Annotated in this window: 20 protein-coding genes and 2 pseudogenes; 9 read left to right on the top strand and 13 right to left on the bottom strand. The window is 44.0% G+C overall.

Features of this window, described 5'->3' with window-relative positions; genetic code table 11:
- Positions 1 to 20 precede the first annotated feature (20 nt).
- From ACE1CM_RS15485 to ACE1CM_RS15495, 3 genes are all read right to left on the bottom strand, one after another.
- Positions 21 to 1166 (bottom strand): FAD-dependent monooxygenase, encoded by a 1146-nt coding sequence (locus ACE1CM_RS15485; protein WP_374878404.1) that lies wholly within the window; start codon positions 1164 to 1166, stop codon positions 21 to 23.
- A 126-nt stretch (positions 1167 to 1292) separates the two neighbouring features.
- A complete protein-coding gene (locus ACE1CM_RS15490; RefSeq protein WP_374878405.1) occupies positions 1293 to 2480 on the bottom strand; it encodes a glycoside hydrolase family 10 protein in 1188 nt (395 codons plus the stop codon).
- Between the two features lie 170 nt (positions 2481 to 2650).
- Positions 2651 to 2854 (bottom strand): hypothetical protein, encoded by a 204-nt coding sequence (locus ACE1CM_RS15495; RefSeq protein WP_374878406.1) that lies wholly within the window; start codon positions 2852 to 2854, stop codon positions 2651 to 2653.
- A gap of 358 nt (positions 2855 to 3212) precedes the next feature.
- Here ACE1CM_RS15495 and ACE1CM_RS15500 point away from each other — a divergent pair, with 358 nt between their 5' ends.
- From ACE1CM_RS15500 to ACE1CM_RS15520, 5 genes are all read left to right on the top strand, one after another.
- A complete protein-coding gene (locus ACE1CM_RS15500; RefSeq protein ID WP_374878407.1) occupies positions 3213 to 3842 on the top strand; it encodes a hypothetical protein in 630 nt (209 codons plus the stop codon).
- 56 nt (positions 3843 to 3898) lie between these two features.
- Positions 3899 to 6214, top strand: a complete 2316-nt coding sequence (locus tag ACE1CM_RS15505; protein WP_374878408.1) for an NACHT domain-containing protein — start codon at positions 3899 to 3901, stop codon at positions 6212 to 6214.
- A gap of 213 nt (positions 6215 to 6427) precedes the next feature.
- A complete protein-coding gene (locus ACE1CM_RS15510) occupies positions 6428 to 6562 on the top strand; it encodes a hypothetical protein (protein ID WP_374878409.1) in 135 nt (44 codons plus the stop codon).
- A gap of 264 nt (positions 6563 to 6826) precedes the next feature.
- Positions 6827 to 7072 carry a UPF0175 family protein gene (locus ACE1CM_RS15515; protein WP_374878410.1) on the top strand — a complete coding sequence of 82 codons (246 nt, stop codon included), beginning with the start codon at positions 6827 to 6829 and terminating at the stop codon, positions 7070 to 7072.
- Positions 7069 to 7554 (top strand): DUF3368 domain-containing protein, encoded by a 486-nt coding sequence (locus ACE1CM_RS15520; protein WP_374878411.1) that lies wholly within the window; start codon positions 7069 to 7071, stop codon positions 7552 to 7554. The genes ACE1CM_RS15515 and ACE1CM_RS15520 overlap by 4 nt, the downstream gene beginning before the upstream one ends.
- A gap of 87 nt (positions 7555 to 7641) precedes the next feature.
- On the opposite strand, the gene ACE1CM_RS15525 is transcribed toward ACE1CM_RS15520, so the two are convergent.
- The 7 genes and pseudogenes from ACE1CM_RS15525 to ACE1CM_RS15555 all read right to left on the bottom strand — a co-directional run bounded on the left by ACE1CM_RS15525 (position 7642) and on the right by ACE1CM_RS15555 (position 11915).
- Entirely contained in the window at positions 7642 to 7842 is a 201-nt protein-coding gene (locus tag ACE1CM_RS15525; protein WP_374878412.1) for a helix-turn-helix transcriptional regulator, read from the bottom strand.
- 186 nt (positions 7843 to 8028) lie between these two features.
- Positions 8029 to 8634, bottom strand: a complete 606-nt coding sequence (locus ACE1CM_RS15530; RefSeq protein WP_374878413.1) for a DUF6883 domain-containing protein — start codon at positions 8632 to 8634, stop codon at positions 8029 to 8031.
- Positions 8619 to 9068: pseudogene (locus ACE1CM_RS15535) on the bottom strand (DUF29 domain-containing protein). The gene ACE1CM_RS15530 and the pseudogene ACE1CM_RS15535 overlap by 16 nt, the downstream one beginning before the upstream one ends.
- Positions 9069 to 9092: 24 nt before the next feature.
- Positions 9093 to 9788, bottom strand: a pseudogene (locus tag ACE1CM_RS15540) (Uma2 family endonuclease).
- Between the two features lie 215 nt (positions 9789 to 10003).
- A complete protein-coding gene (locus ACE1CM_RS15545; protein WP_374878414.1) occupies positions 10004 to 10222 on the bottom strand; it encodes a hypothetical protein in 219 nt (72 codons plus the stop codon).
- Between the two features lie 86 nt (positions 10223 to 10308).
- Positions 10309 to 11337 carry a glutathione S-transferase family protein gene (locus tag ACE1CM_RS15550; protein WP_374878415.1) on the bottom strand — a complete coding sequence of 343 codons (1029 nt, stop codon included), beginning with the start codon at positions 11335 to 11337 and terminating at the stop codon, positions 10309 to 10311.
- A 236-nt stretch (positions 11338 to 11573) separates the two neighbouring features.
- Positions 11574 to 11915 carry a DUF4342 domain-containing protein gene (locus ACE1CM_RS15555; RefSeq protein ID WP_374878416.1) on the bottom strand — a complete coding sequence of 114 codons (342 nt, stop codon included), beginning with the start codon at positions 11913 to 11915 and terminating at the stop codon, positions 11574 to 11576.
- A gap of 308 nt (positions 11916 to 12223) precedes the next feature.
- On the opposite strand from ACE1CM_RS15555, the gene ACE1CM_RS15560 reads away from it, so the two are divergent.
- On the top strand, positions 12224 to 12607 hold the full coding sequence (locus tag ACE1CM_RS15560) for a hypothetical protein (RefSeq protein WP_374878417.1): 384 nt from the start codon (positions 12224 to 12226) through the stop codon (positions 12605 to 12607).
- A complete protein-coding gene (locus ACE1CM_RS15565; protein WP_374878418.1) occupies positions 12604 to 12924 on the top strand; it encodes a hypothetical protein in 321 nt (106 codons plus the stop codon). The genes ACE1CM_RS15560 and ACE1CM_RS15565 overlap by 4 nt, the downstream gene beginning before the upstream one ends.
- A 312-nt stretch (positions 12925 to 13236) precedes the next feature.
- Here the strand turns inward: ACE1CM_RS15565 and ACE1CM_RS15570 are convergent, their stop codons facing one another.
- The 3 genes from ACE1CM_RS15570 to ACE1CM_RS15580 are packed head-to-tail and all read right to left on the bottom strand — an operon-like array spanning position 13237 to position 19335.
- Positions 13237 to 16575: a PAS domain S-box protein gene (locus tag ACE1CM_RS15570; RefSeq protein ID WP_374878419.1), complete on the bottom strand. Its 3339-nt coding sequence runs from the start codon at positions 16573 to 16575 to the stop codon at positions 13237 to 13239.
- 2 nt (positions 16576 to 16577) lie between these two features.
- Positions 16578 to 17081 carry a response regulator gene (locus ACE1CM_RS15575; RefSeq protein WP_374878420.1) on the bottom strand — a complete coding sequence of 168 codons (504 nt, stop codon included), beginning with the start codon at positions 17079 to 17081 and terminating at the stop codon, positions 16578 to 16580.
- Positions 17082 to 17094: 13 nt separating this feature from the next.
- Positions 17095 to 19335, bottom strand: coding sequence for an ATP-binding protein (locus tag ACE1CM_RS15580; protein WP_374878421.1), 2241 nt, complete (start codon positions 19333 to 19335; stop codon positions 17095 to 17097).
- A gap of 436 nt (positions 19336 to 19771) precedes the next feature.
- On the opposite strand from ACE1CM_RS15580, the gene ACE1CM_RS15585 reads away from it, so the two are divergent.
- Both ACE1CM_RS15585 and ACE1CM_RS15590 read left to right on the top strand, forming a co-directional pair.
- A complete protein-coding gene (locus ACE1CM_RS15585) occupies positions 19772 to 20173 on the top strand; it encodes a DUF1824 family protein (protein ID WP_374878422.1) in 402 nt (133 codons plus the stop codon).
- A 3-nt stretch (positions 20174 to 20176) separates the two neighbouring features.
- Positions 20177 to 20893 carry a DUF547 domain-containing protein gene (locus ACE1CM_RS15590; protein ID WP_374878423.1) on the top strand — a complete coding sequence of 239 codons (717 nt, stop codon included), beginning with the start codon at positions 20177 to 20179 and terminating at the stop codon, positions 20891 to 20893.
- Positions 20894 to 21020 lie beyond the last annotated feature (127 nt).

Raw genomic sequence — 21020 nt, forward strand, 5'->3', positions numbered from 1 at the left:
GGTTTGCGTAATACCTGTCCTTAAAAGCTAACTCTGTAACCGTGAAGGACTTTATAGTCATTTTCAAACTGTTTTGATAGCAACTTCATCAATGTATTTCGCAGTGCCGCAACAACGGGATTCTCTATTTTAGCAACTTTACCAATTAGCAAGGATTGTTCGACAATCTTTTTGGTGCGAATCAATCGCAGCGATTCATACTGAAGGAAAGCTGTTGCCGGATCTGAATGTTCGAGCAAACATTTGGTGACGACAAGGGCATCTTCAATTGCCATGCAAGCTCCTTGTCCCATTGTTGGCAGAGTTGGGTGTGCGGCATCACCAAGTAACGTAATATTTGAAAAGCTCCATTTTTGCAGCGGTACGCGGTCATAGAGATCGGTTTTGATAATATTAGCTTCATCAGTTTCCGCAATCAGTTCCGGAATAGGTGAAGGCCAATTTTGAAACATTTCTTGAAGTTCTCCCTTACGACCGATGGGTGCGTCGGGTTGTCCTTCTGATGCTTTAGAAGCGACATACCAATACATTCTGCCTTTGCCAATTGTCACAAATCCGAAGGCTTTTCCTGCACCGAGAAATTCGCAGATATATCCAGGTTTGTAGGTGTCAGGTATGTAATTTGTTATTCCTCGATATGAAGTCATGCCGCGATAAATTGGTGGCGCTTCACCAAACAGTTGCGATCGCACGCGCGATCGCAACCCATCACACCCAATCAATCCATCTCCTTCCGCTGCTAAACCACCATAAAAATGAGCAATAACTTTGTCTCCAACTTGCTCAAATCGCTCAAACTCTTGACCTAAAATACGCTGTTCCAAGGGGATTTTTTGCCAAAGCAACGCCTGCAAATCAGCCCGATGGATAGCTACCGCTGGCACTTCAAAACCATCGACGCGGAGGTCGATCAATTGTTTGCCCCTATGGGAAAAGAACTGATAGTTCGTAATCGGATCGCTGGCGCGCAACACATCTTCTAAAACACCTAACTCTTGCAAAACACGAGTGGCATTCGCCCAAAGCGCGACTCCAGCACCGACTTCCCTCAAAGTTTCGCTGCGCTCATAAACAATCGGTTTAAATCCGACGCGATGAAGTGCTAGTGCAGTTGCAGCGCCACCAATTCCACCCCCAATCGCCAGAATTTTCTTCGCCGTTTCCATCGTCTACGCACCTAATTTTGCTAATGGCTAATGGCTAATGGCTAATGTCAGTAAAAATCTTATATTAGCAATTAACCATTAGCAATTACCAATTACCCATTACCCATTACCAATTACCAACTTGATTTATGATTCTATTCTGGCGCGAAGTGCGGGAGTTTTGAACAGATTTTGAAATACAGCTTGTCGCTCTGCAACTGGTTCTGGGGCACGCTCCCAAAGGCTTTCGTAATAAAAGAAAGTCACGCCTAAACCACGCTCTTGAGCAGCTTGTACTTGGGACTGAATTTGTGGCATCGAAACGGGACGATTTCGCAACCCTGCCATAATTCCAATTCCAGTTGGAATCCTTTGTTGGCTTTCTTGAATTTCTGGAAGTTCAATCTTTGCAGTAAACGAGTTCAGTTCGTGACGATAAACTTGCACAATTAGCTCGTCTACGATATTCATTCGTACCCAGGTTAGCCAATCTTGCAAGTGCAACTTATAAGCAAAGTCGTAATAGTTGGGCGAAACCGAGAAAATTGCTTTGGGTTTTTGCGCTTTTACTGCTTGGTTGAGTTGTAACATAAACGCGGTGATTTTCTCGGATCGCCATTGCATCCATGCTGGATCGTCGGGATCGGTTGGGGGATTGTTACTCGTTTCCCTTGCGTACAATGCAACCGTGTACCGATCGTAGCCAAATTCGCGGGGCAAGCTCATGTGATCGTCAAATTGAATGCCATCCACATCGTATTTAGTGACGACTTCCAACACGAGATCGGTTATAAATTGCTGCACTTCGGGATGGAAAGGATTGAGCCAACTAACCTCTCCCGCCGCGCTAATTGATGTTTGGCTACCATCTTGCTTTTGCGTCAACCAATCTGGATGATTTAATGCCAATTCCGAGGTTGGAGGTGCCATAAAACCAAACTCAAACCAGGGAATTACCAGTAAGTTTTGGCGATGGGATTGGACAATTAAGTCCGCTAAAATATCGTGTCCATCTGAACCTTTGTAAACAAAGGGTTGGATACCGTTCCTTTGTGCGACGGGACTGGGATACATGACATAGCCAGAATTCCACACTACAGGATAGAGGGTGTTGAAATTCAGGCGTCGCAGTTGACTGGTAGCATCCTGGACTTTGGCACGATCTTTGAGAATGTCAAGATCGTTGCTGGTAATCCAAACACCCCGAATTTCCTGGCGGGGTATTTCCGGTGTGGGTAACTGGGCGCGCGCTGGGGTGAAGCTGGAAGCCAGCAATACCGTTACGAACGATATCACAGCCAGGATAGGAAAAAAACGTTTAAGCGATCGCTGCATCGAATGATGGTTTAATTCTACGCAAAATCCTTAACAGATTTTAATATAACCGCCGCCCATGAATTTTTCTATCCTCGTAACGAGGTTGATTACCGCAGTCCAAACAAGCTTCCATCAGCAGGATGAGAGGTTTACGACAATAAACGCATTTCCTTTCCCCAGATTGGTCATCAGTATCCACGGGTAACTCTCGACACTTCAAACATTCCCAAAATCGATCTACGCTCATCACCGAAAAACAGCTGCATTTCTCGCAGTGTTTGACTTCCCACATTACATTTACATTTTTCATCTGGATACCGGGCGGAACGATGACGCAGCACCGGGTAGAGGTGGCGATCGCTCTCCAGCCCAGAGTGCTGTTTTAAGAGCATATCACCATTTGCACCTCATCTATCCAAAGATAGACTTTTTAGCCATGTCTTCTTCAATGTTATAGCGGTTTGCACCCGCCTGAGGTACACCAACAGCTGTGTGCGGGCACCCTTAAGGGTGCCGCTACACAAACGAAGCCAAAAGGCTGTACTGTACCTCACTCACTTGCAATCTGCCGCACGACGAGCCTAGAAACCCGGTTTCTTTGCGTAAGTCCCGATCTTGCACCAAGAGGCAACAGCCCACAGATTCTCGTTTCTCGTTCCCAGGTTCAACCTGGGAACGAAATCCGGGAGGTTCTACCTCCCGTGGTGCAAGATCTGAGAAGAGATAAATTTTGCTGGCGGATATTACCTTATGTCGGAATGGCTGGTTGTTTGGGGCGTGGCGCAAGCAGCGGGGTTGGTATTTAAACCGATCTTAGAAGACTTGGCGAAGGAATCGGCGAAGGATTATGCGAAGGATTTCTTTAAAGACTGCCTGAAAAAAGTGATTCACTTGCCGGAAAAAGACCCGCTGAAAGAAGCTTATGGTAAGGCGTTGACTCAATTTTTGCTATTAGTACAGCAGGAATTAGAACGGGCTGATTATGATGAAATTATGATTAAACAGTACGTTAAACCGTTGAAAGATTTTGTCAATCAAGAAAAAATTGCCGCGACGTTGGGGAGTGCTTTTAATAGCGATTCTCAGGGACTGGATATTCAAATTATGGCGCGCACTTGGCGCGAGATGAATTTGCCTTTTTTGCCGGAGGAGTTTGATTGGGGGCAGATTAGCAAGCGCTATCTGAAACGGGTGAAAAATATTATTAAAGATGACGATAAACTGCAAGCAATTTTTGCGGCGCATGCGCAAGAAGCTGCTGCGGAACAGTTGAAAGAAATGGCTGGTATTCCAACCGAATTTGATTGGCGGCGCTATCGGGAAGCGCTGCGGGAACAGTATGGTAATCTGCGATTGGAATCGATGGATGCGTTCGCGTAGCGTGCCGGAGGCATATCGCATACGCCTACAATGAGCTAAAGCTGTGGAATGTCTTCGTGCCGCAAAATGCGCGGGAGTGCCAGGAATTTTTACCCCAGGTTTATGAGATCCCTAAAGAACTGTTGCGGGAAATGCGATCGCAAAATCAATTAGATGCAGAAATTGCCGAAGCTGAGGTGGAACGTTACCGCAAAGCTTACGTAGATCAGCCAATTCGTTCGGTGTTTGAAATCGTAGGCGATCCAGGTTCTTCTGAGCCGCAAAATCGCGCATTGTCTCAGTATACAGTAATTTTAGGCGATCCGGGGGCGGGAAAATCAACTCTGCTGCAATATATTGCTTTGAAATGGGCAGAAAGACCTGTAAAAGATTTGCCGGTTTACCCAATTCCCCTGTTAATTGAGTTACGCATTTATGCCCAAAATCGCCATAGCGGGAAATGCAATGACATTCTGGGATTTTTACATTCAGGCGATATTTTGGAGCGATTGAACCAACATCAATTGGAAGAATGGTTAAAACGGGGACACGCGATCGCGATGTTTGATGGGTTGGATGAAGTATTCGAGCCGGCACTGCGGGAAGTCGTGGTTACCGATATTCACAGCTTTACGAATAAGTATCCGAAAGTGCAGGCGATCGCCACATCTCGCTGGCTGGGTTACAAGGCGCAACGGCTGCGAGATGCGGAGTTTCGCCACTTTATGCTGCAAGATTTGTCATCAGAACAAATTGAAGACTTTATCCAACGCTGGCACGATCAAACGTTCCCAGAAGGAGAAGATAAAGTCAGAAAACAGGAGCGACTGCGAAAAGGAATTACCAATTCTAAAGCGATTCAAGAACTAGCAGGAAACCCCTTGCTGCTGACGATGATGGCAATTCTCAACCGCAGTCAGGAACTTCCTAGAGATCGGGCTACCCTCTACGAAAAGGCATCGGGGTTATTATTGCACCAGTGGGATGTGGAAGCCAAGGTTTTAGAAGACGCGGAATTAAAAAAATTTCCCGTCGTCATCGATTTGAAAGACAAACAGGCAATGTTGCGCCAAGTTGCCTATCAAATGCAAGGGAAAGAAAAGGGTTTGGCTGGGAATTTGATTCGCGAGACGCAGTTAGAAGATATCCTGACCAACTATTTGAAAACGATTAAAGAGGTGCCGCAAGCAAGAGATATCGCCCGCTTGACGATCAAGCAATTGCGAATCCGCAATTTTATTTTGTGCTATCTGGGTGGGAATAGTTATGCCTTTGTCCATCGCACGTTTCTGGAATATTTCTGTGCCTGGGAGTTTGTCTGGCAGTTTAAAGAGACGCAGACGCTGACACTGGAGAAGTTAATCGATGATGTTTTTGGCAAGCACTGGCAGGATGAATCTTGGCATGAAGTGTTGCTGTTGATTTGCGGGATGATTGATGCCAAGTTCGTTGGGGATATTATTGAGTATCTGTTGCAGCAAAAAATTGATCTGCAAGAGTTTATGGATGAGTTTGGATATCTGAAAAAGGAAGGGATTAGCAATCTTTTACTAGCAGCGAATTGTTTGGCAGAAGTGAGGAATAGAAGGGAAATCGCTCCCATTGCGACTCGACTGCTACAAGTGTTGAAAAAAGAAGTTGAAGTGCAATATCCTGACAGATTTAATGAAGAAGCGGCTGATGCAATAGTGATGGCGATCGCGACTAACTGGCAAGATGATCCAGAAACCCTGCCCTGGCTAAAATCCTGTCTTCAATTCGGTTTAGAGTCTTGTGTACCAGGGTGCGCCGTGCGAGCGATCGCGCAGAACTGGAAAGATGACCCGGATACCTTAATTCTGCTCAAAGACTGGGCGCAAAACGATGCGGATGACTTTGTGCGCCGTGCGGCGGTGCAAGAACTCGCCCGTGGTTGGAAAGATGACTCAGATACCTTAATTCTGCTGAAAGACCGGGTGCAAAACGATGAGTATTACGGTGTGCGCGATGCGGCGGTGCAAGAACTCGCCCGTGGTTGGAAAGATGACTCAGATACCTTGATTCTGCTGAAAGACCGGGCGCAAAGCGATGTGGATGGCTTGGTGCGCGGTCTTGCGATACTACTACTCGCTCGTGGTTGGAAAGATACGCCTGGGATGTTTGAGTTGTTGTGCGATCGCTCTGTTAACGATCCTTTTACAGCTGTTAACAATCGTTTTGGTGTTAACGATCCTACAGGTGATTATTGGTTTCGATTCCATCCCCGACAAACCGCTCTGGAGGCAATTGTCAGATACTATTACGACCATCCCCAAACCCTGGACTTGTTACGCGATCGCGCAGACAACGATCCAGATAAGCAGGTGAGGAATTTCGCCAAGGATCTATTAGAAAGGAGAAAACGGGCCCAATAGGAGGGTATCATATCCTTTCCAATAGCATCTAAAAGATCAACATTGATTGTAGGGGCACGGCACCAGAAAACCTTCGAGTTTCGCGCAAAGACTATTCATGCCGTGCCCCTACCAAGATCGTTGATATCATATCGTTTCCAAAAGCATTTAAACGATCAACATTGGCTTTTGGGGCACGGCGGCAGAAAAGCTTGTCGTTGAGCGCCTTGCCTATTGCTGCCGTGCCCCTACGATCGCGACCATCCCCAAATGCTAGACTTGTTACGCGATCGCGCAGACAACGATCCAGATGAGCAGGTGAGGAAATTCGCCAAGAATCTATTAGAAAGGAGAAAACGGGCGGAATAGGTGGATTTTATACCAAATCCGGGTTCTAAACCCCCTTGATTTTATAGCCCGCGAAGGCGGGCTTTGTTTGTGTAGCCGCGAATGCGCGTCGTTCGGCATAAAAGGGGCGATCAAAGCGGATTTGGTTTTATATCAAGTTTGAGCGATCGCAAGAGCTAAAGTCAGTGCTATAAAGCGATCGCTCCCTCTTCACCAAAGAATATTTTCCCAGATCTCTGGTTACGATCGATGCAGTAGAATTCAGGCTATTAAACAGAAAACACCATGAGCGTTGTCATTCCCGATGAGATTCTAACAGCCGCAAAGATGTCAGAAGCCGAATTAAAGCTAGAAATTGCTATTTTACTGTACCAAAAATCCAAAATTAGCACAGGCACAGCCCGTCGCCTCGCCGGAATGAACTTAATCGAATTCCAAAAAGAGCTTGCCAGTCGCGGTATCTGCATCAATTATGATGTTGAAGATTTCCAAAACGATCTCGAAACCCTAAAAAGGCTGGGCGATTTGTGACTATTGTCAGCAATACTTCACCCATAACCAACTTAGCAGCAGTCGGACAATTAGACCTATTGCAACAACTGTATGGCAACATTATCATTCCTCAAGCAGTTTACGATGAGATGGCAAGCTTGGGTTATACAGTCCCCGGTACTATTGAAATCCAAACCCTATCTTGGATTCAAACTCAACAGGTAATCAATCGTACCCTGGTAACGCAACTCGAAACAGAAATCGATCCGGGTGAATCTGAAGCGATTGCACTCGCTATAGAGCTATCAGCCAATCGACTTCTGATAGACGATCGTCAGGGCAGAATAGCAGCATCTAGATTTGGAATCAATACCGTTGGAGTGTTAGGAATTCTCTTAGTTGCTAAACGCAGAAGATTGATTTCATCGGTTAAACCTGTGATGGATGATTTAATTGCCCAAGCTGGTTTCCGAGTCAGCAATCAACTATATGCTGATGTTTTAAATGCTGCGGGAGAGTAGTGTATCCAAGAGAAAAATTTGCGATCGCCTCCCTTGGGTTACACGATAGGACAATAGCGACAAACGCTATTGCCTAATGAACGTTAATTAATCTACCAGTTCATCTAAGGAAAGCTTCAGCAGGTCACACAACGCTTTCGTTTGCTCGAAATAGAGTTTCGGAATATGTCTGCCAGCTTCCCAATTTTTCACAGTCGTTACAGTAACACCCAACTGATCGGCGACTTGCTGCTGCGTCAAAGAAAGCGATTCGCGTCGTTGTTTCAGCTTTTTCCCCACACTGCTCATTAACTGTCCGATTCCTCGCGGGATAATTCATGGTTATATTTAACCTCGATCTGCTACCGTCGCAGCAGATTGGGAGCGGTCGCATTGTGGGAGGATGCGATCGCTAGCAAATCAATTTCCTCGAGATATTTTAAATCGGTAACGCCCATCGTAACTCGCACCTTAAAATCAATTTTTTAGTAAATCCTAACTCTCTTTAGTTTTATATTTTTGTTGTAAAAACTCAGCGAAGTCTCGCATTTGTGTCAATAAATCGACAGGCAAGACATCAAGAAGTGCTAAAAGTTGCCCTCTAATTATTTCGCGTTCTAATTGAATATCCGCTTTCTCTCCCTTACTTTCTAAAAATGGTCCAGCGGTAACAAACCGAGGGGTTTCTTGATTTGCATCAATAATCCATACTGTGATAACGTTAACTGCTTTACCGCTTGGCGTATTAATTGTCCCTACTATTGTATACTTAGTGCCATGGGTCGTCGTAATTGTTTCATTAATTTCCTGAAACCGAGCAACTCTTAATAACTCCTGTTCTAAAATCTCGACATTCTCCTCATTGAAACCGAATTCTCGGAAAAACTTAGCTTTTGACTTGCCTACAGAGTGGGTTTCTGAAAGCAAATAACCCGTTAGCTTTGCAGGTTGAATAAAAGCATTTTCTCGATTCGGTAGTAGCAATTTATACGGTTCCTTTAACTCAACATTAGCTATCTGTAGGGTGCGTAGAGATCGGAGTACGGCACCACCATATTTGATGTCGATCGTAAGTCCTAAAGCCTTTAATCGGGCAACCATTCAATATCAAGTAATTGCTCAAGGGAGTAAGGACATTCAAAAGTAAAACTGACGTAATTTTGAGTCTTTATTTTCACAAATCCTAACGCATCTTGATATAGAGACTGCAATTATGACTCTAAATAATTGCGAAGATTGGCAGTAAGTTTCCGTTTCAATTTAATTCTGAAATTATATATTTCTTCTTGCCAGTGAACCGCATTATATTCAGACTCACTTGTCCAATATTGAAGTAATAATAAATGACGGATAACCTGTTCTAAAAGGCTGGCTACAGCGTTTTTCTTTTCTTTGCCCAAATCCTCTAACTCCTCAATTAAATTCTCTAAGTCCAGAGCTTGAAATTGTTTATTTTTCAGCAACTTAACTGTTTCTTCTAGCCATTGAGAATCATCTAACTCGTAAAGATTTTTTAAATCGGTAACGCCTATCATAACTCGTTCCTGCAATTTATATTATTACTCAGCAATTAACTTTGATAAATTCTCCCCAAAAACCTGATGTTCTGGCGTTGCTAATCCCAACTGCAACACCGCTAATACTTTAGCCAAATCTCCCGCCAATAAAGCAGCTTTATCCAACCACAATCATGGAAAAAATTGAGAACAAATTACCCCATCTGAATTCGGTTCAACTTTTATATATTCCCCGGCATTTAACCTAAACCAATCAAACTCGCGATTGTAAACTCGCCAGACTAAATATTCTTGCACACCATTCCGACGATAAGCTTTGAGTTTTTCATGCAAATCGTAGGAAGCACTAGAAGCAGCAATTTCTACAATTAATTCCGGCGCACCTTCCACATAATCATCTTCAGTAATGCTCGACTGTCCGCCTGTTTCAATCCTTAACAATCCATCCGGTTGCGGTTCGTTATCGGTGTCAAGTAAGACAGTAGCATTATCCAACGCTTCCACTCCTGGCGTAGCCGATTCATAAGTACCTAGCCAAGTCATAATGTGAGTATGGGGTTTGCCGTGACTTTTTGCTCGTACAGGAGATGCCATATAAACAATTCCTTCAATTAATTCAGCTTTTTTCAGATGGGGCATTGCCTGATAGCGACGCTCAAATTCAGCGCGGGTGAGTCTGTCGCCGTTTTCTAAAGGAGGAATTGTTAAAGGAGGAGAAACTTTGCCAGGAGATATCATAGTTTTCTCTCTTAGCTAATTGCTGATGGTCAACAGCTCTGATTCTAGCAAAACTGCTTAATGTTTTGGATAAAAGTACAAAGATCCTCGCCTTTTTAGAGAAGTGGGCAATCAATGTTGGTTGTAGGGGCACGGCGGCAGAAATCCTTCTCGTAAAATGCAAAGTCTATTGATGCCGTGCCCCTACCAGGATCGTTGATAATGATGCCTTACCCCTACAATTTTCCTCCCAAAGCCATCTGGCGCAGTTGCTGCTGTTGTTGGTTAAACTGTTGCTGTTCAACTGTTAACAAACTATATTCAATTGGCGATCGCATATCCCACTGCACGCCATCACCGCGCCGGTGGTCAAAAACTGCCAGACTCCGACATGGGGTAAAACTGCGATCGCTAATAGATGAACTATACCAGTCAGGCAGAAACTGCGCGACCAACCGCACTCAATCCCAACCAGATTGGACAAAGATTGAGCAAGACATTTCCCCAACCTCAAACAATACTTAAATCGGTTGCCGTGCCCCTACTTGTTTTGACCAACAGTTTCGCGATTGTGCGGTTCTAAAAGGTTTGTTATATCGGGACCAGAAGGAATTATCCCACCTGGATTCAATGGAAACAAATTCCCATAGTAATCCCGCTTGATGCTGTCTAAATCGCAAGTATCGGCAACGCCGGGAAGCTGATACAAATCCCGCAAATAAGCTCCCAAATTCTGATAATCCTGAATTCGCTTACGGTTGCACTTAAATAATCCGTAGTAAACAATATCAAAGCGAAACAAAGTCGTAAACAAACGCACATCTGCCAGCGTCACCTTCTCCCCACAAAGATATCGATTTGTTTCTAGTGCTGCTTCAATTTCATCTAAAGTTGCAAACAGTTCTTCGCAGGCTTTATTATACGCTGCTTGCGTTTGGGCAAAGCCGCAGCGATACACGCCGTTATTAACCGAGTGATAAATCTTTTCGTTCCAATACTCAATTTTTTCCCTCAGTTGTTCTGGATAGAGATCCAACTCAGGATGCAGGGCGAATTCGTTAAATTGTTCGTTCAGGATGACAATAATTTCTGAACTTTCATTATTCACAATCGTCTTTGTCTGGTTATCCCATAATACCGGCACTGTAGAGCGTCCAGTGTAACCGGGTTCTGCGAGTTGGTAAAGTTGAGCTAAACTGCGACAACCTTCTTCTTCTTGATTGAGTACCCACCCGCCTTCTTCAGGGGAAGGTGAAACAATAGACACAGATATAACATCAGAAAGTCCTTTTAACGCCCGCACAACCAGCGTGCGATGCGCCCAAGGACAACCCATTCCCACGTAAAGTTTATAGCGTCCTGGGGCTGGTTGGTAGGGGTTTGAAGCGTCTTTTGAGATCGATTTGCGAAAAAAGCTATTCGGGCGAATGTACTCCCCTGCTTGATTGCGGGGTGCCATTTGCGACATCATTATCTGCCAAAGCGTTGTCCAGATAAATTTTCCCAAGGTGATAATCGCCTTTGGGGGAAGCGATTTACCCTTTTTTTTAGTTTCAATAGACTGTGACATGAAATTCAACCCTGGATTTGCTAATTGCTAATTGCTAATTGCTAATTGCGAGAGTTACTGTAGCTTACTAATATACCACTTTTCCTGCCATTAGCCATTAGCCATTAACCATTAACCATTAACCATTAGCCATTAGCCATTAGCCATTAGCGAAAAAGTAGGGACACGGCACACATAATATTGCGCCATGTCCCTACTGCAAAATTACCGTTCTATTTGTTCGCGCTAACGGGTTGTTATTCTTGTCGTTCAATGACTACGGTAGGATTGGTGACCAAAACCGCAATCGTTGCTACTACTGCTGCTACTGGAAACACCACTGCACTTGCACCTAAACCTACAACTGCTACGGGGAGAGGAATTTCAATCAGTCTTTCGCCTTGTTTGTTTAGAATCGCGATGCGACGAATGTTACCTTTACGAATCAGATTTTTGATGAAGGTAACTAATGTATCTCGGTTAACTTTAAATTCTTCTACCCGCACTTTTTCTTCTGCGGGAATTTCGGATTGAACGGTTGTCGTGTCTACAACGACGGTTGTTACTGGTTCTTCAAATCGTCCGGTTTGTGCGTTCATTGTTCGCCATCCCAAAGTTCTATTAATTCAATTTTGCCTACCCTCATCGGTGAACAACCAGTCAGAAAACCCTACTTTAAGGTTGTATTTACCCTACAAAAACTTTTAACTTATACCCAGAAACCGGGTTTCTTTTAGAAACCCGGTTTCTTTGCGGGCGATCGCTCTCCTTACTAAGTACTTTTACTCAAGCAAATCGCCCATCTCCGACCCATGTTCCTCCTCAAGGAATATTTGCGATCGCTTAGCCTTCACTAAGATATCAGCAGTGACCAGACAACCGATCAAACAGGAGGAACTTAAGCAGAATGAACCTCAACAGAAACTTTCAACGAATGATTCGTACCGTTGCGATCGCTCTATTAGTCGGTACAATCTGGCTATTGGGTTTCCCTGCTTTCTCAGCTACAGCAGGTTCTTACGTTTCCAAAGATACCACGGTTAACCCAACCGCGAAGGATTCCAGCATTGCTAAAGCCGCTAAACAGCGCATCGAGTCAGTTGACGATTGCAGTAAATATTTAACCAATGGCAATAAAGATACTACCGCCCACTTAGATAAACCATTAGATAGATCCGGTTCAACAACGCTTCCCAGCACATTAAAAGTATCGGACAACCCCGCACCAACCGTCGCTGAAGTCGAGTTTAAGCGCTGTCTCGAAGCAAAGGGAATCGCACCAAAACCTTGAATATATCATGTCCGCTTGAATACCCTTGGTTAGGACTGACGCGGGGAAGCGGGGAAGGGGAGACGCGGAGAGTTTTTATTCAGGGCGATTTGCCCGACATCATATTACAGCAGGGACAAGGCATCGATCAATCTGTTTCACCAGCAGGGACAAGGCATCGATCGATCAGTTTCACCAGCAGGGACAAGGCATCGATCGATCAGTTTCACCAGCAGGGACAAGGCATCGATCAATCTGTTTCACCAGCAGGGACAAGGCATCGATCAATCTGTTTCACCAGCAGGGACAAGGCATCGATCGATGTGTTTCACCAGTAGGGACACGGCATCGATCAATCTGTTTCACAAGCCAAAGTCTAATTGATGCCGTGTCCCGATCGATCGAGATATTTCACCACCAGGGACACGGCATCGATCAATCTGTTTCACCAGTTTCACCAGTAGGGACACGGCATCGATCAATCTGTTTCACAAGCCAAAGTCTAATTGATGCCGTGTCCCGAGCGATATGTTTCACCAGTAGGGACACGGCATCGATCAATCTGTTTCACAAGCCAAAGTCTAATTGATGCCGTGTCCCGAGCGATATGTTTCACCAGTAGGGACACGGCATCGATCGACTTTCACAAGTCAAAGTATAGTTGATGCCGTGCCCCTACCCTGGATTCCCAGGGGCAACTTAATAATAAACGTTGCGCCCTGCCCAATTCCTTCGCTGTATGCTGCGATAGTCCCGCCGTGCAATTCTATTAGATGGCGAGCGATCGCAAGTCCCAATCCCAACCCCCCTTTTTTACTACCGCTAGAAGACTGACGGAAGCGATCGAAAACATGGGGTAAAAACTCCGGATTGATACCTTGCCCTGTATCCCTGACAACGATCTGAGCATAACCTTCAACCTGCTCTAACCAAACATCGATTTCTCCGCCTTCCGGGGTAAACTTAATCGCGTTGGAGAGCAAGTTACCCAGAACTTGCTGCAAGCGGTTTGGATCGCATGAAATCTTGCCGATGGAAGCATCGAGGGCAGATATTAAGCAAATCCCCTTTTCATTGGCTGTTATATAGGCAGTATCGATGGCATTTTGAATTATCGGAACGAGTTCTATCGGCTGGGGATAAATTTCCAGTTTACCCTGAATCATGCGAGAAACATCGAGCAAATCTTCCAGCAATTTTGCTTGGGATTTGGCATTGCGTTCGATGGTTTCTAACGCCTTTTCTTTTGCTTCATCGTCCATTTTCCCCTTGCGTAAAAGTTGCGCCCAGCCCAAAATTGAATTTAGCGGCGCGCGCAAATCGTGGGATACCATTGCCACAAAATCATCTTTAGCACGATTCGCAGCTTCAGCTTCGGCGCGTGTTTTTTGCTCCAATTCCAGCAGTTTATCCCGTTCTGCCTGGACTCGCTTGCGATCGCTTATATCGATGTACGCGCCGACACAACCCCGCACTTTCCCCTCTTCGTCAAATAGCGGTTTGGTGTGTCCCAGCAAATCAAATTTTGCCCCATCATCGCGCACAACCTGCATTTCCGTCATGGGAATTTCCACACCCGTTGCACCACAAACTTGCATCGGCAATTCTTCCCCAGGAATTTCTTTACCGTCAATCAGAACTTTGTAAGGCAAGATGTCTGCATCCGATCCTGTTTTAGAAGCGTTGGTATCTGGCGCTAAAGTTAACAACTTTTGCAAGAAGGGATTGACGCGGATAACCTTGCAGTTTGGATCGTCTGCGATCGCAATTCCTACCGGAAGCAAGTCGAGCAAAGTTTGCAGTTCGTTGACGCGACACTCTAATTCCCGATTCAGGCGGTTAATTTCTGCTTCTGCTGATACCCTCTCACTCAATTCGATTTCTAGCTGCTGGTAAAGTTCTGCTTGCTGGATGGCAATGCCTACCTGAGTTGCCAATTGTTTGAGCAAATCGATTTCTAAACTCTGCCACTCTCGCGTTGCGGCACATTGATGGGCAATTAGCAACCCCCACAAGTTTTCCCCTTGCAGAATTGGCACGACCAGATTAGCTCTAACCTGTAATTGAGTTAATAACTCAACGTGACAGGGTTTGATTTCGGCAGTGTAAATATCCGTTTTCGCAGTCACCAAACCTTGGCGAAAAGGTTCAATATAGTTTTCGCTCAAGCAAGGATCGTAGATATTAGTCGATAAAAGCGCCGTGAAGTCAGACCCGACAGATTCTTTAATTATCGTGCCGTTGCCGTTTGGTTCTAGCTGGAAAATCAGCGCGCGATCGCATTCGAGCAAACGCCGCACTTCGGTCACAGTTGCTTGCAGAATTTCATCTAAATTAAGACTGCGCCGAATCTGCTGAGCAATTTCCATCACCAGTCGCTCTTGCTCAATTCGCTGTTGCAGATTTGCCTCAGCTTGTTTGCGCGCAGTAATATCCTGAGCTATACCAAGAACCTCGTGAGGTAAACCATCAACAGTTCTGCTGAACACAACATCGCGACCATAGAACCAGCGCCATTCCCCATTCGCGTGTCGCACCCGGTACTCGCACTCAATAATTTCATCGTCAGTAACCAAGTTAAATCCTTCCTGGAAAACGGGAATTCTCGCCACATCCTCCGGGTGAAACAATTGGGTAATCAACCCCGATCCCATTGCCTGAATTTGTTCTGGCGTGTAGCCAACAACTTCAGCCATTTGACGATTCCCGTAGACATTTCGCCGTTCAATTAAGTCATAAACGTACAAAATCCCTGGAATTGTGTCGGCAATTTGTTGAATGAATTCTCGACTTTGCCGCAATGCCTCTTCTGTTCGCTTGCGCTCGGTAATATCCCGTTGAATAGATACAAAGTGAGTGTAATTTCCCAATGAGTCAGGCACGGGTGTAATGCTCATTTCCACCCATAATTCTGAGCCATCTTTGCGGTAGTTAATCAATTCAACCTGGATGGTTTCTTTCGCTACGATTGCGGCGCGAATTTGATTTAAAATTGCTTGGTTGGTTTTGGGTCCTTGGAGAAAACGCGGCGACTTGCCGACAATTTCCTCTAAACTGTAGCCCGTCATTTTTGTAAACGCTTCGTTGACGTATATAATGCGCGGTCCAGGTTCATCAAGCGGCGTTATTTCCGTCACAATTACGGCATCTTTTGCATTGACAACAACACATTCTAATAAGCGCAAGCGCTCTGAAGAGCGCTTGCGCTCGCTAATATCGCGCCAGGTAGCAACTAATCCATCCCCTAATTTAGAGACGCTGATATCGAAAGCTCTAGTCAGATACTGCTTGCCATAATTATCTGAATAAATCACCGCTTCTTTATACAAAGGTTCGCCAGTTTCTACTACCTGGCAGTACTCTTCAAATAGCCCCGTTTCTCGATGTGCTGGCAGAATTTCGCCAAGTTTTTTGCCAATCTGTTCTTCTGCACTCATGCAGTTATTTTTGCAAGCTGCATTGTTAACGTACTCGACGATAAAATCTACAATCTTACCCGATTCATCCCGCAGGCATTTGTAGATGCCAAAACAATCGAGCATATTTTCCACCGAAGTGCGAAATCGTTCTTCGCTAGCTTCTAGTTTTCGTTGCAGCTTCCCTCGTTCGATAGCGTTGTGGATAGCTAGACGCAGAGAATCGGGAGTCGTCCTACCTTTGACGAGGTAATCTTGCGCCCCATTTTTGATTGCGGCGACGGCGATCGCTTCGTTCCCCTGTCCCGTTAGCATAATCGCAGGCAGGTTAGTTTTACCCGTCTGAATTTTTAACTCGCCTAAAAACTCCAATCCATCCATATCCGGCAACAAATAATCCAGCAAAATAACATCCGGCTGGATTTTATTGCACAATAGCAGCCCATTTTCCCCATCTTCTTCCTCAAAAATTTTATAACTGTATTTAGAATCTTGACCCAAATAGCGCCGATAAACTTCTCTATCTTCCTCGCAATCATCAACGATTAAAATTGTTTGTCGTTGTTTTCTCATCGCTACCTCCTATCCCTCTCAGGCAAAACAACAGCTTCAAACCAGTAATCTATTAAAATTTGGATATTTCTTGTTAATTTTGTCACATCAATTGGCTTGATAATATAGCCATTAACCCCATATCGATAACAGATATCGATATCTTTCGGGTTAGAAGATGTCGTAAACACTACAACCGGAATAGTTTTTAGATCTTCATCTTGTTTAATTTGAGCCAACACTTCTCGTCCATCTGTTCCCGGTAAATTAAGGTCTAGCACGATAATAGCTGGACGGGGTGTTTGAGTAAAGTTAGCGTACTCACCCGTCTTATAAAGAAAATCTAAAGCTTCATCACCATCGCTACACCGATAAATCGGGTGTGTAACAGCCGATTTTCGCATTATCCGTCCAAACGCTTCAAAATCTTCATCGCTGTCTTCCACGAGTAGTAACGGTTGAGACTGGTTAGTTGCCATTTCCTCCCCACCTTTAACCTGGTACGGTTGAGCTTGCTTATTTGCCATATCTAATGTACCTTTAACTTGGCAAAGTAAAATAGAAAGTGCTGCCTTCTCCATAAATTGATTCGACCCAAATCTTACCACCGTGGCGTTCGACAATTTTCTTAGCGATGGTTAACCCAGCACCCGTACCGCCGCCATATTTGTTAGCAGTATGAAGGCGCTTAAAAATGCGAAAAATGGCTTCTTTATGTTTTTCGCGAATCCCAATACCGTTATCTTTGATATAGAAAACGACACTTTCTGGAGACGAGATATCTAAATAGCCAATTTCCACCCACTTTTCTGAATTATCGTTGTACTTGATGGCGTTGCCGATCAAGTTTGTGAATAACTCTTGAATTTGCACGCGATCGCATCGCACTATAGGTAAATAACGAGGAATATAAATTTTCACATTATCTTCTTTCCTACTTATTTTTAAGACATCCAAAACATTTTTTACTACTGAGTTAATGTCAACTTTCTGTAACACAAGTTCCACCCGTCCCAACCGGGAAAAATGCAGCAACGAATCAATCAAATCTTCCATCCGCTGAGTCAAGCGCATCAAAGTTTGCAGTTTCGATACACCGTCTTCCTTCAGCACATCACCGTAATCTTCCAGCAAAAAACTAGAGTAATTGTGAATACCACGCAGCGGTTCTTTCAAATCGTGGGAAGCAATATAGGCAAACGCATCCAACTCGCTGTTGCTGCGTTCTAATTCAATATTAATTTTTGCCAGTTCATCAGCCTTTCGCAGTACAATTCCAATAATCGCACTTCTGAGTTCTAAAGCAGCATCAATTTCATATTCTTTCCAAGGCAAAGACATTAACCGCACCGTTTCTTGCCACAAATCAAAAGATTTACGAGGCGACAAACCCAAACCACCATTCTCTTCTACTTCCACAGGTTTGTGAGGATTACCACCCCAGTTTACAGTTTGAATCACCTCCGGACGAAACCACAAAATATAATACTTTTGAGTTTTAGAAATAGACAGCGCCAGCAATCCACTAGCAACATCTTTAAACCTCTCCGCTGCTGGGTAAACTTTCGGCAAACAATCCGTATAAAAAAGGTTATCCGGTATTTTATTTGACAACCAGGTAATTAACTCACTAATTTCATCTTGTTTCGGCGTTTTACCAAGCACAGTGCAAGCATTACCAGCATACACAACCGCACCTTGAGCTAAAACCAAGTCTAACAAGTCAGATGGTTCTTTAACTAAACCATCGACAAAGTTTTCTGCTTGAGGAATCGCTTCAACAAATTTAGCTTGAATAGATTTGATTTTAATCTTGCGTTCCAAATCTTCATTTTCTTCTTTATTTGCCAATTCTAAAGACATCACTTGCCCCAAAAACTCGCAAGCAGTCCGAATTTCATAATTGACGTACTTAGCTGTCTGATGATGGCAAGCAATCAATCCCCACAATCTTTTGTCTTTAATCAGCGATATGGACATCGAAGCGCCAACACCCATATTTTTCAAGTATTCGATGTGCAGAGGCGAAACGCTCCTTAAAATAGAAAAACTCAAATCTACGGGTTGATTACTTACAGGATGATCGGGAGGAATTAGCGCTACAGGTTGATAATTAACATCCGGAATCAACCGGATATAATTTAAAGTATACAGTTGCTTAGCTTGCTTAGGAATATCCGAAGCTGGGTAGCGCAATCCCAGATAAGGAGTCAGATCGTCTGGTTTATCTTCAGCTATCACCCTACCTGCCCCTTCAGCATCAAACTGATAGACCATCACGCGATCAAATCCTGTAATCTTTCGCACATAATTAACAATGATTTGACACATTTCAGTCAAATTAGATGCATTTTGTATCCGCTGTATCGGGGGTTTAACCAATTGATAAAACCTGAAAAAATCGGCATCTTTTTTCCAATGGGTAGGATCTAATTCGAGAATTATCGCTCCCTCATACCGATGTATAATTACATCAAACGTTTTATTATTGATCGATATTTCCAAAGGATTAGTATTTTCAAACTCAACTGAAAGGCGTCTTTGGATTGACTCAATTGTAGTTGAATCGACTAGGTTGCTTAACGGCTGTTGTAGCAAATCTTGAGGATGAATACCAAGCAAATCAAAAGTATTGCTACTAACTTGTAAAATTTCTAACTCAGGTTCGTTTAAAACGAAAAGTATACCATGAGGCTGAATCGAACCAGGAATGTGAATTGGTTCGCGATCGCAGTTAGTTAAATCAACAGTTTTTGGGGTTACACTTTCTCTTGGAATCATATTGCTTTACTATTATTGGAAAAGGAGAAACACAAGCATTTTTTGACTTAAAAGTCAAGCATATTTACTCAAATCTCCTGGGTCGCCGCCAAGGGAATCCCAGTCACCTAACCCCGCTCCAGGCTTGGTCTTGTATCCCAAAGTACATTGTTTTCCAGATTTAAGTTTTTCTAGATCCTCCCCAGGGTAGACGTAACCGCTTCAGCTATAATTACAAATATGTCATAATAATATATATATCGTAATAATCGATTAATAAAAGTTTGTTTTGGACAATCGGTCACCTACCCTGGAAGGGTAGGGCGTGACAAACAAACCCTGGCGTAGCAGGCTTTAAACGCAGCTGGAGGAGAGCGATATGCCAAGGCGATCGCATACAAACATCAAAACCCCGGATGGTACAATAACCATAACAAATAATATCTAGCCATTCGTAATGGACGTAGCACAAGCACAAAAAATCTTAGGCGAATTTAGCTGTACCGAAACAAAAACAGTAGACTCAGCCGCAGAAAAAGAACAACTGCGCCAAGCGCTTTTGCTGTTCAGTAATTTATCAGATTCCCAAAATCTTGGTATTTGCGCCAATAGCGTAACCGAAGGTTTCTTAACCTTGGAAACTTATTTAAAAGCTTTAGGCTATCCAATTCCCGACGAACAACCCGACATCACCTCAATTGTTGGTCCCGTTTATATAAAATACAACTCAATGCGGGGGTCATTATATCTAGATTCTTACATAGGACCGTATCGCGGCGTATTAGTATCCTGCCAATCATCAGAAAACGAAACAATTAACGGACTCTACGGACATTTACCCCTGGACTTATTTGTTTAATCCATGCTCAACTTTGCCCCTTGGGATGCACTTTTACGCCAGTACGTAGACACGCAAGGTCGCGTAGACTACTATAACTGGAAAAAAGAGCAACCCCAAGCAATTCACCACTGGATAAAAAACTTAGAAAAACAGCTTCATCTGCCTAACCTGAATACAGATGAAAAATTAGCATTGTGGATAAACCTCTACAACGCCTTCACAATTTCCGCCATTTTAGAACGCTACCCGATTCAATCAATACAGCCTAAAATACTCGGTATACTAAACTGGCTGGCTTTCTTGTGGTTCTTCCTTTTTCCTGCCCATTCCTTCGCCGGAAAAAGATACAGCCTCAATCAAATAGAACATAACATCCTGCGCCGAGAATTCCGAGAACCGCGCATACACTTTGCGCTTGTTTGTGCCTCCATAGGTTGTCCCTTATTGCGTAACAACGCTTACGAACCAGCACAGATAAATCAGCAATTAGAAGAAGAAGCCAGCCGTTTTATTAATAATCCCGATAAAGTCCGTTACAATTTAGAAACCGGAACCTTGTACTGTAGCAAGATTTTCAAATGGTATAGCCAAGACTTTCTACAAATCGCCCCTTCAATTCCCGAATATATCCGCACTTACCTTAAAACCGATATTCCAATTAACTCATCAACCCCTATAGTTTATTTACCCTACGACTGGAATTTAAACCAAAAGCCCAGAAATAAATTTCTAGCTTAAAGCTAAAACCCGTTATAGCGGTTTGCAACTAGGTGAAATATAGCCCTTGTGGCGCCATTTGTGTTGCGGCGCCCCAGAAGGGGGCGCGACACCAAAAGCGCCCCCCCACGCCGCCGCAATAAAAACA

The sequence above is a fragment of the Microseira sp. BLCC-F43 genome (assembly GCF_041929235.1).
Classification (GTDB): domain Bacteria; phylum Cyanobacteriota; class Cyanobacteriia; order Cyanobacteriales; family Aerosakkonemataceae; genus Microseira.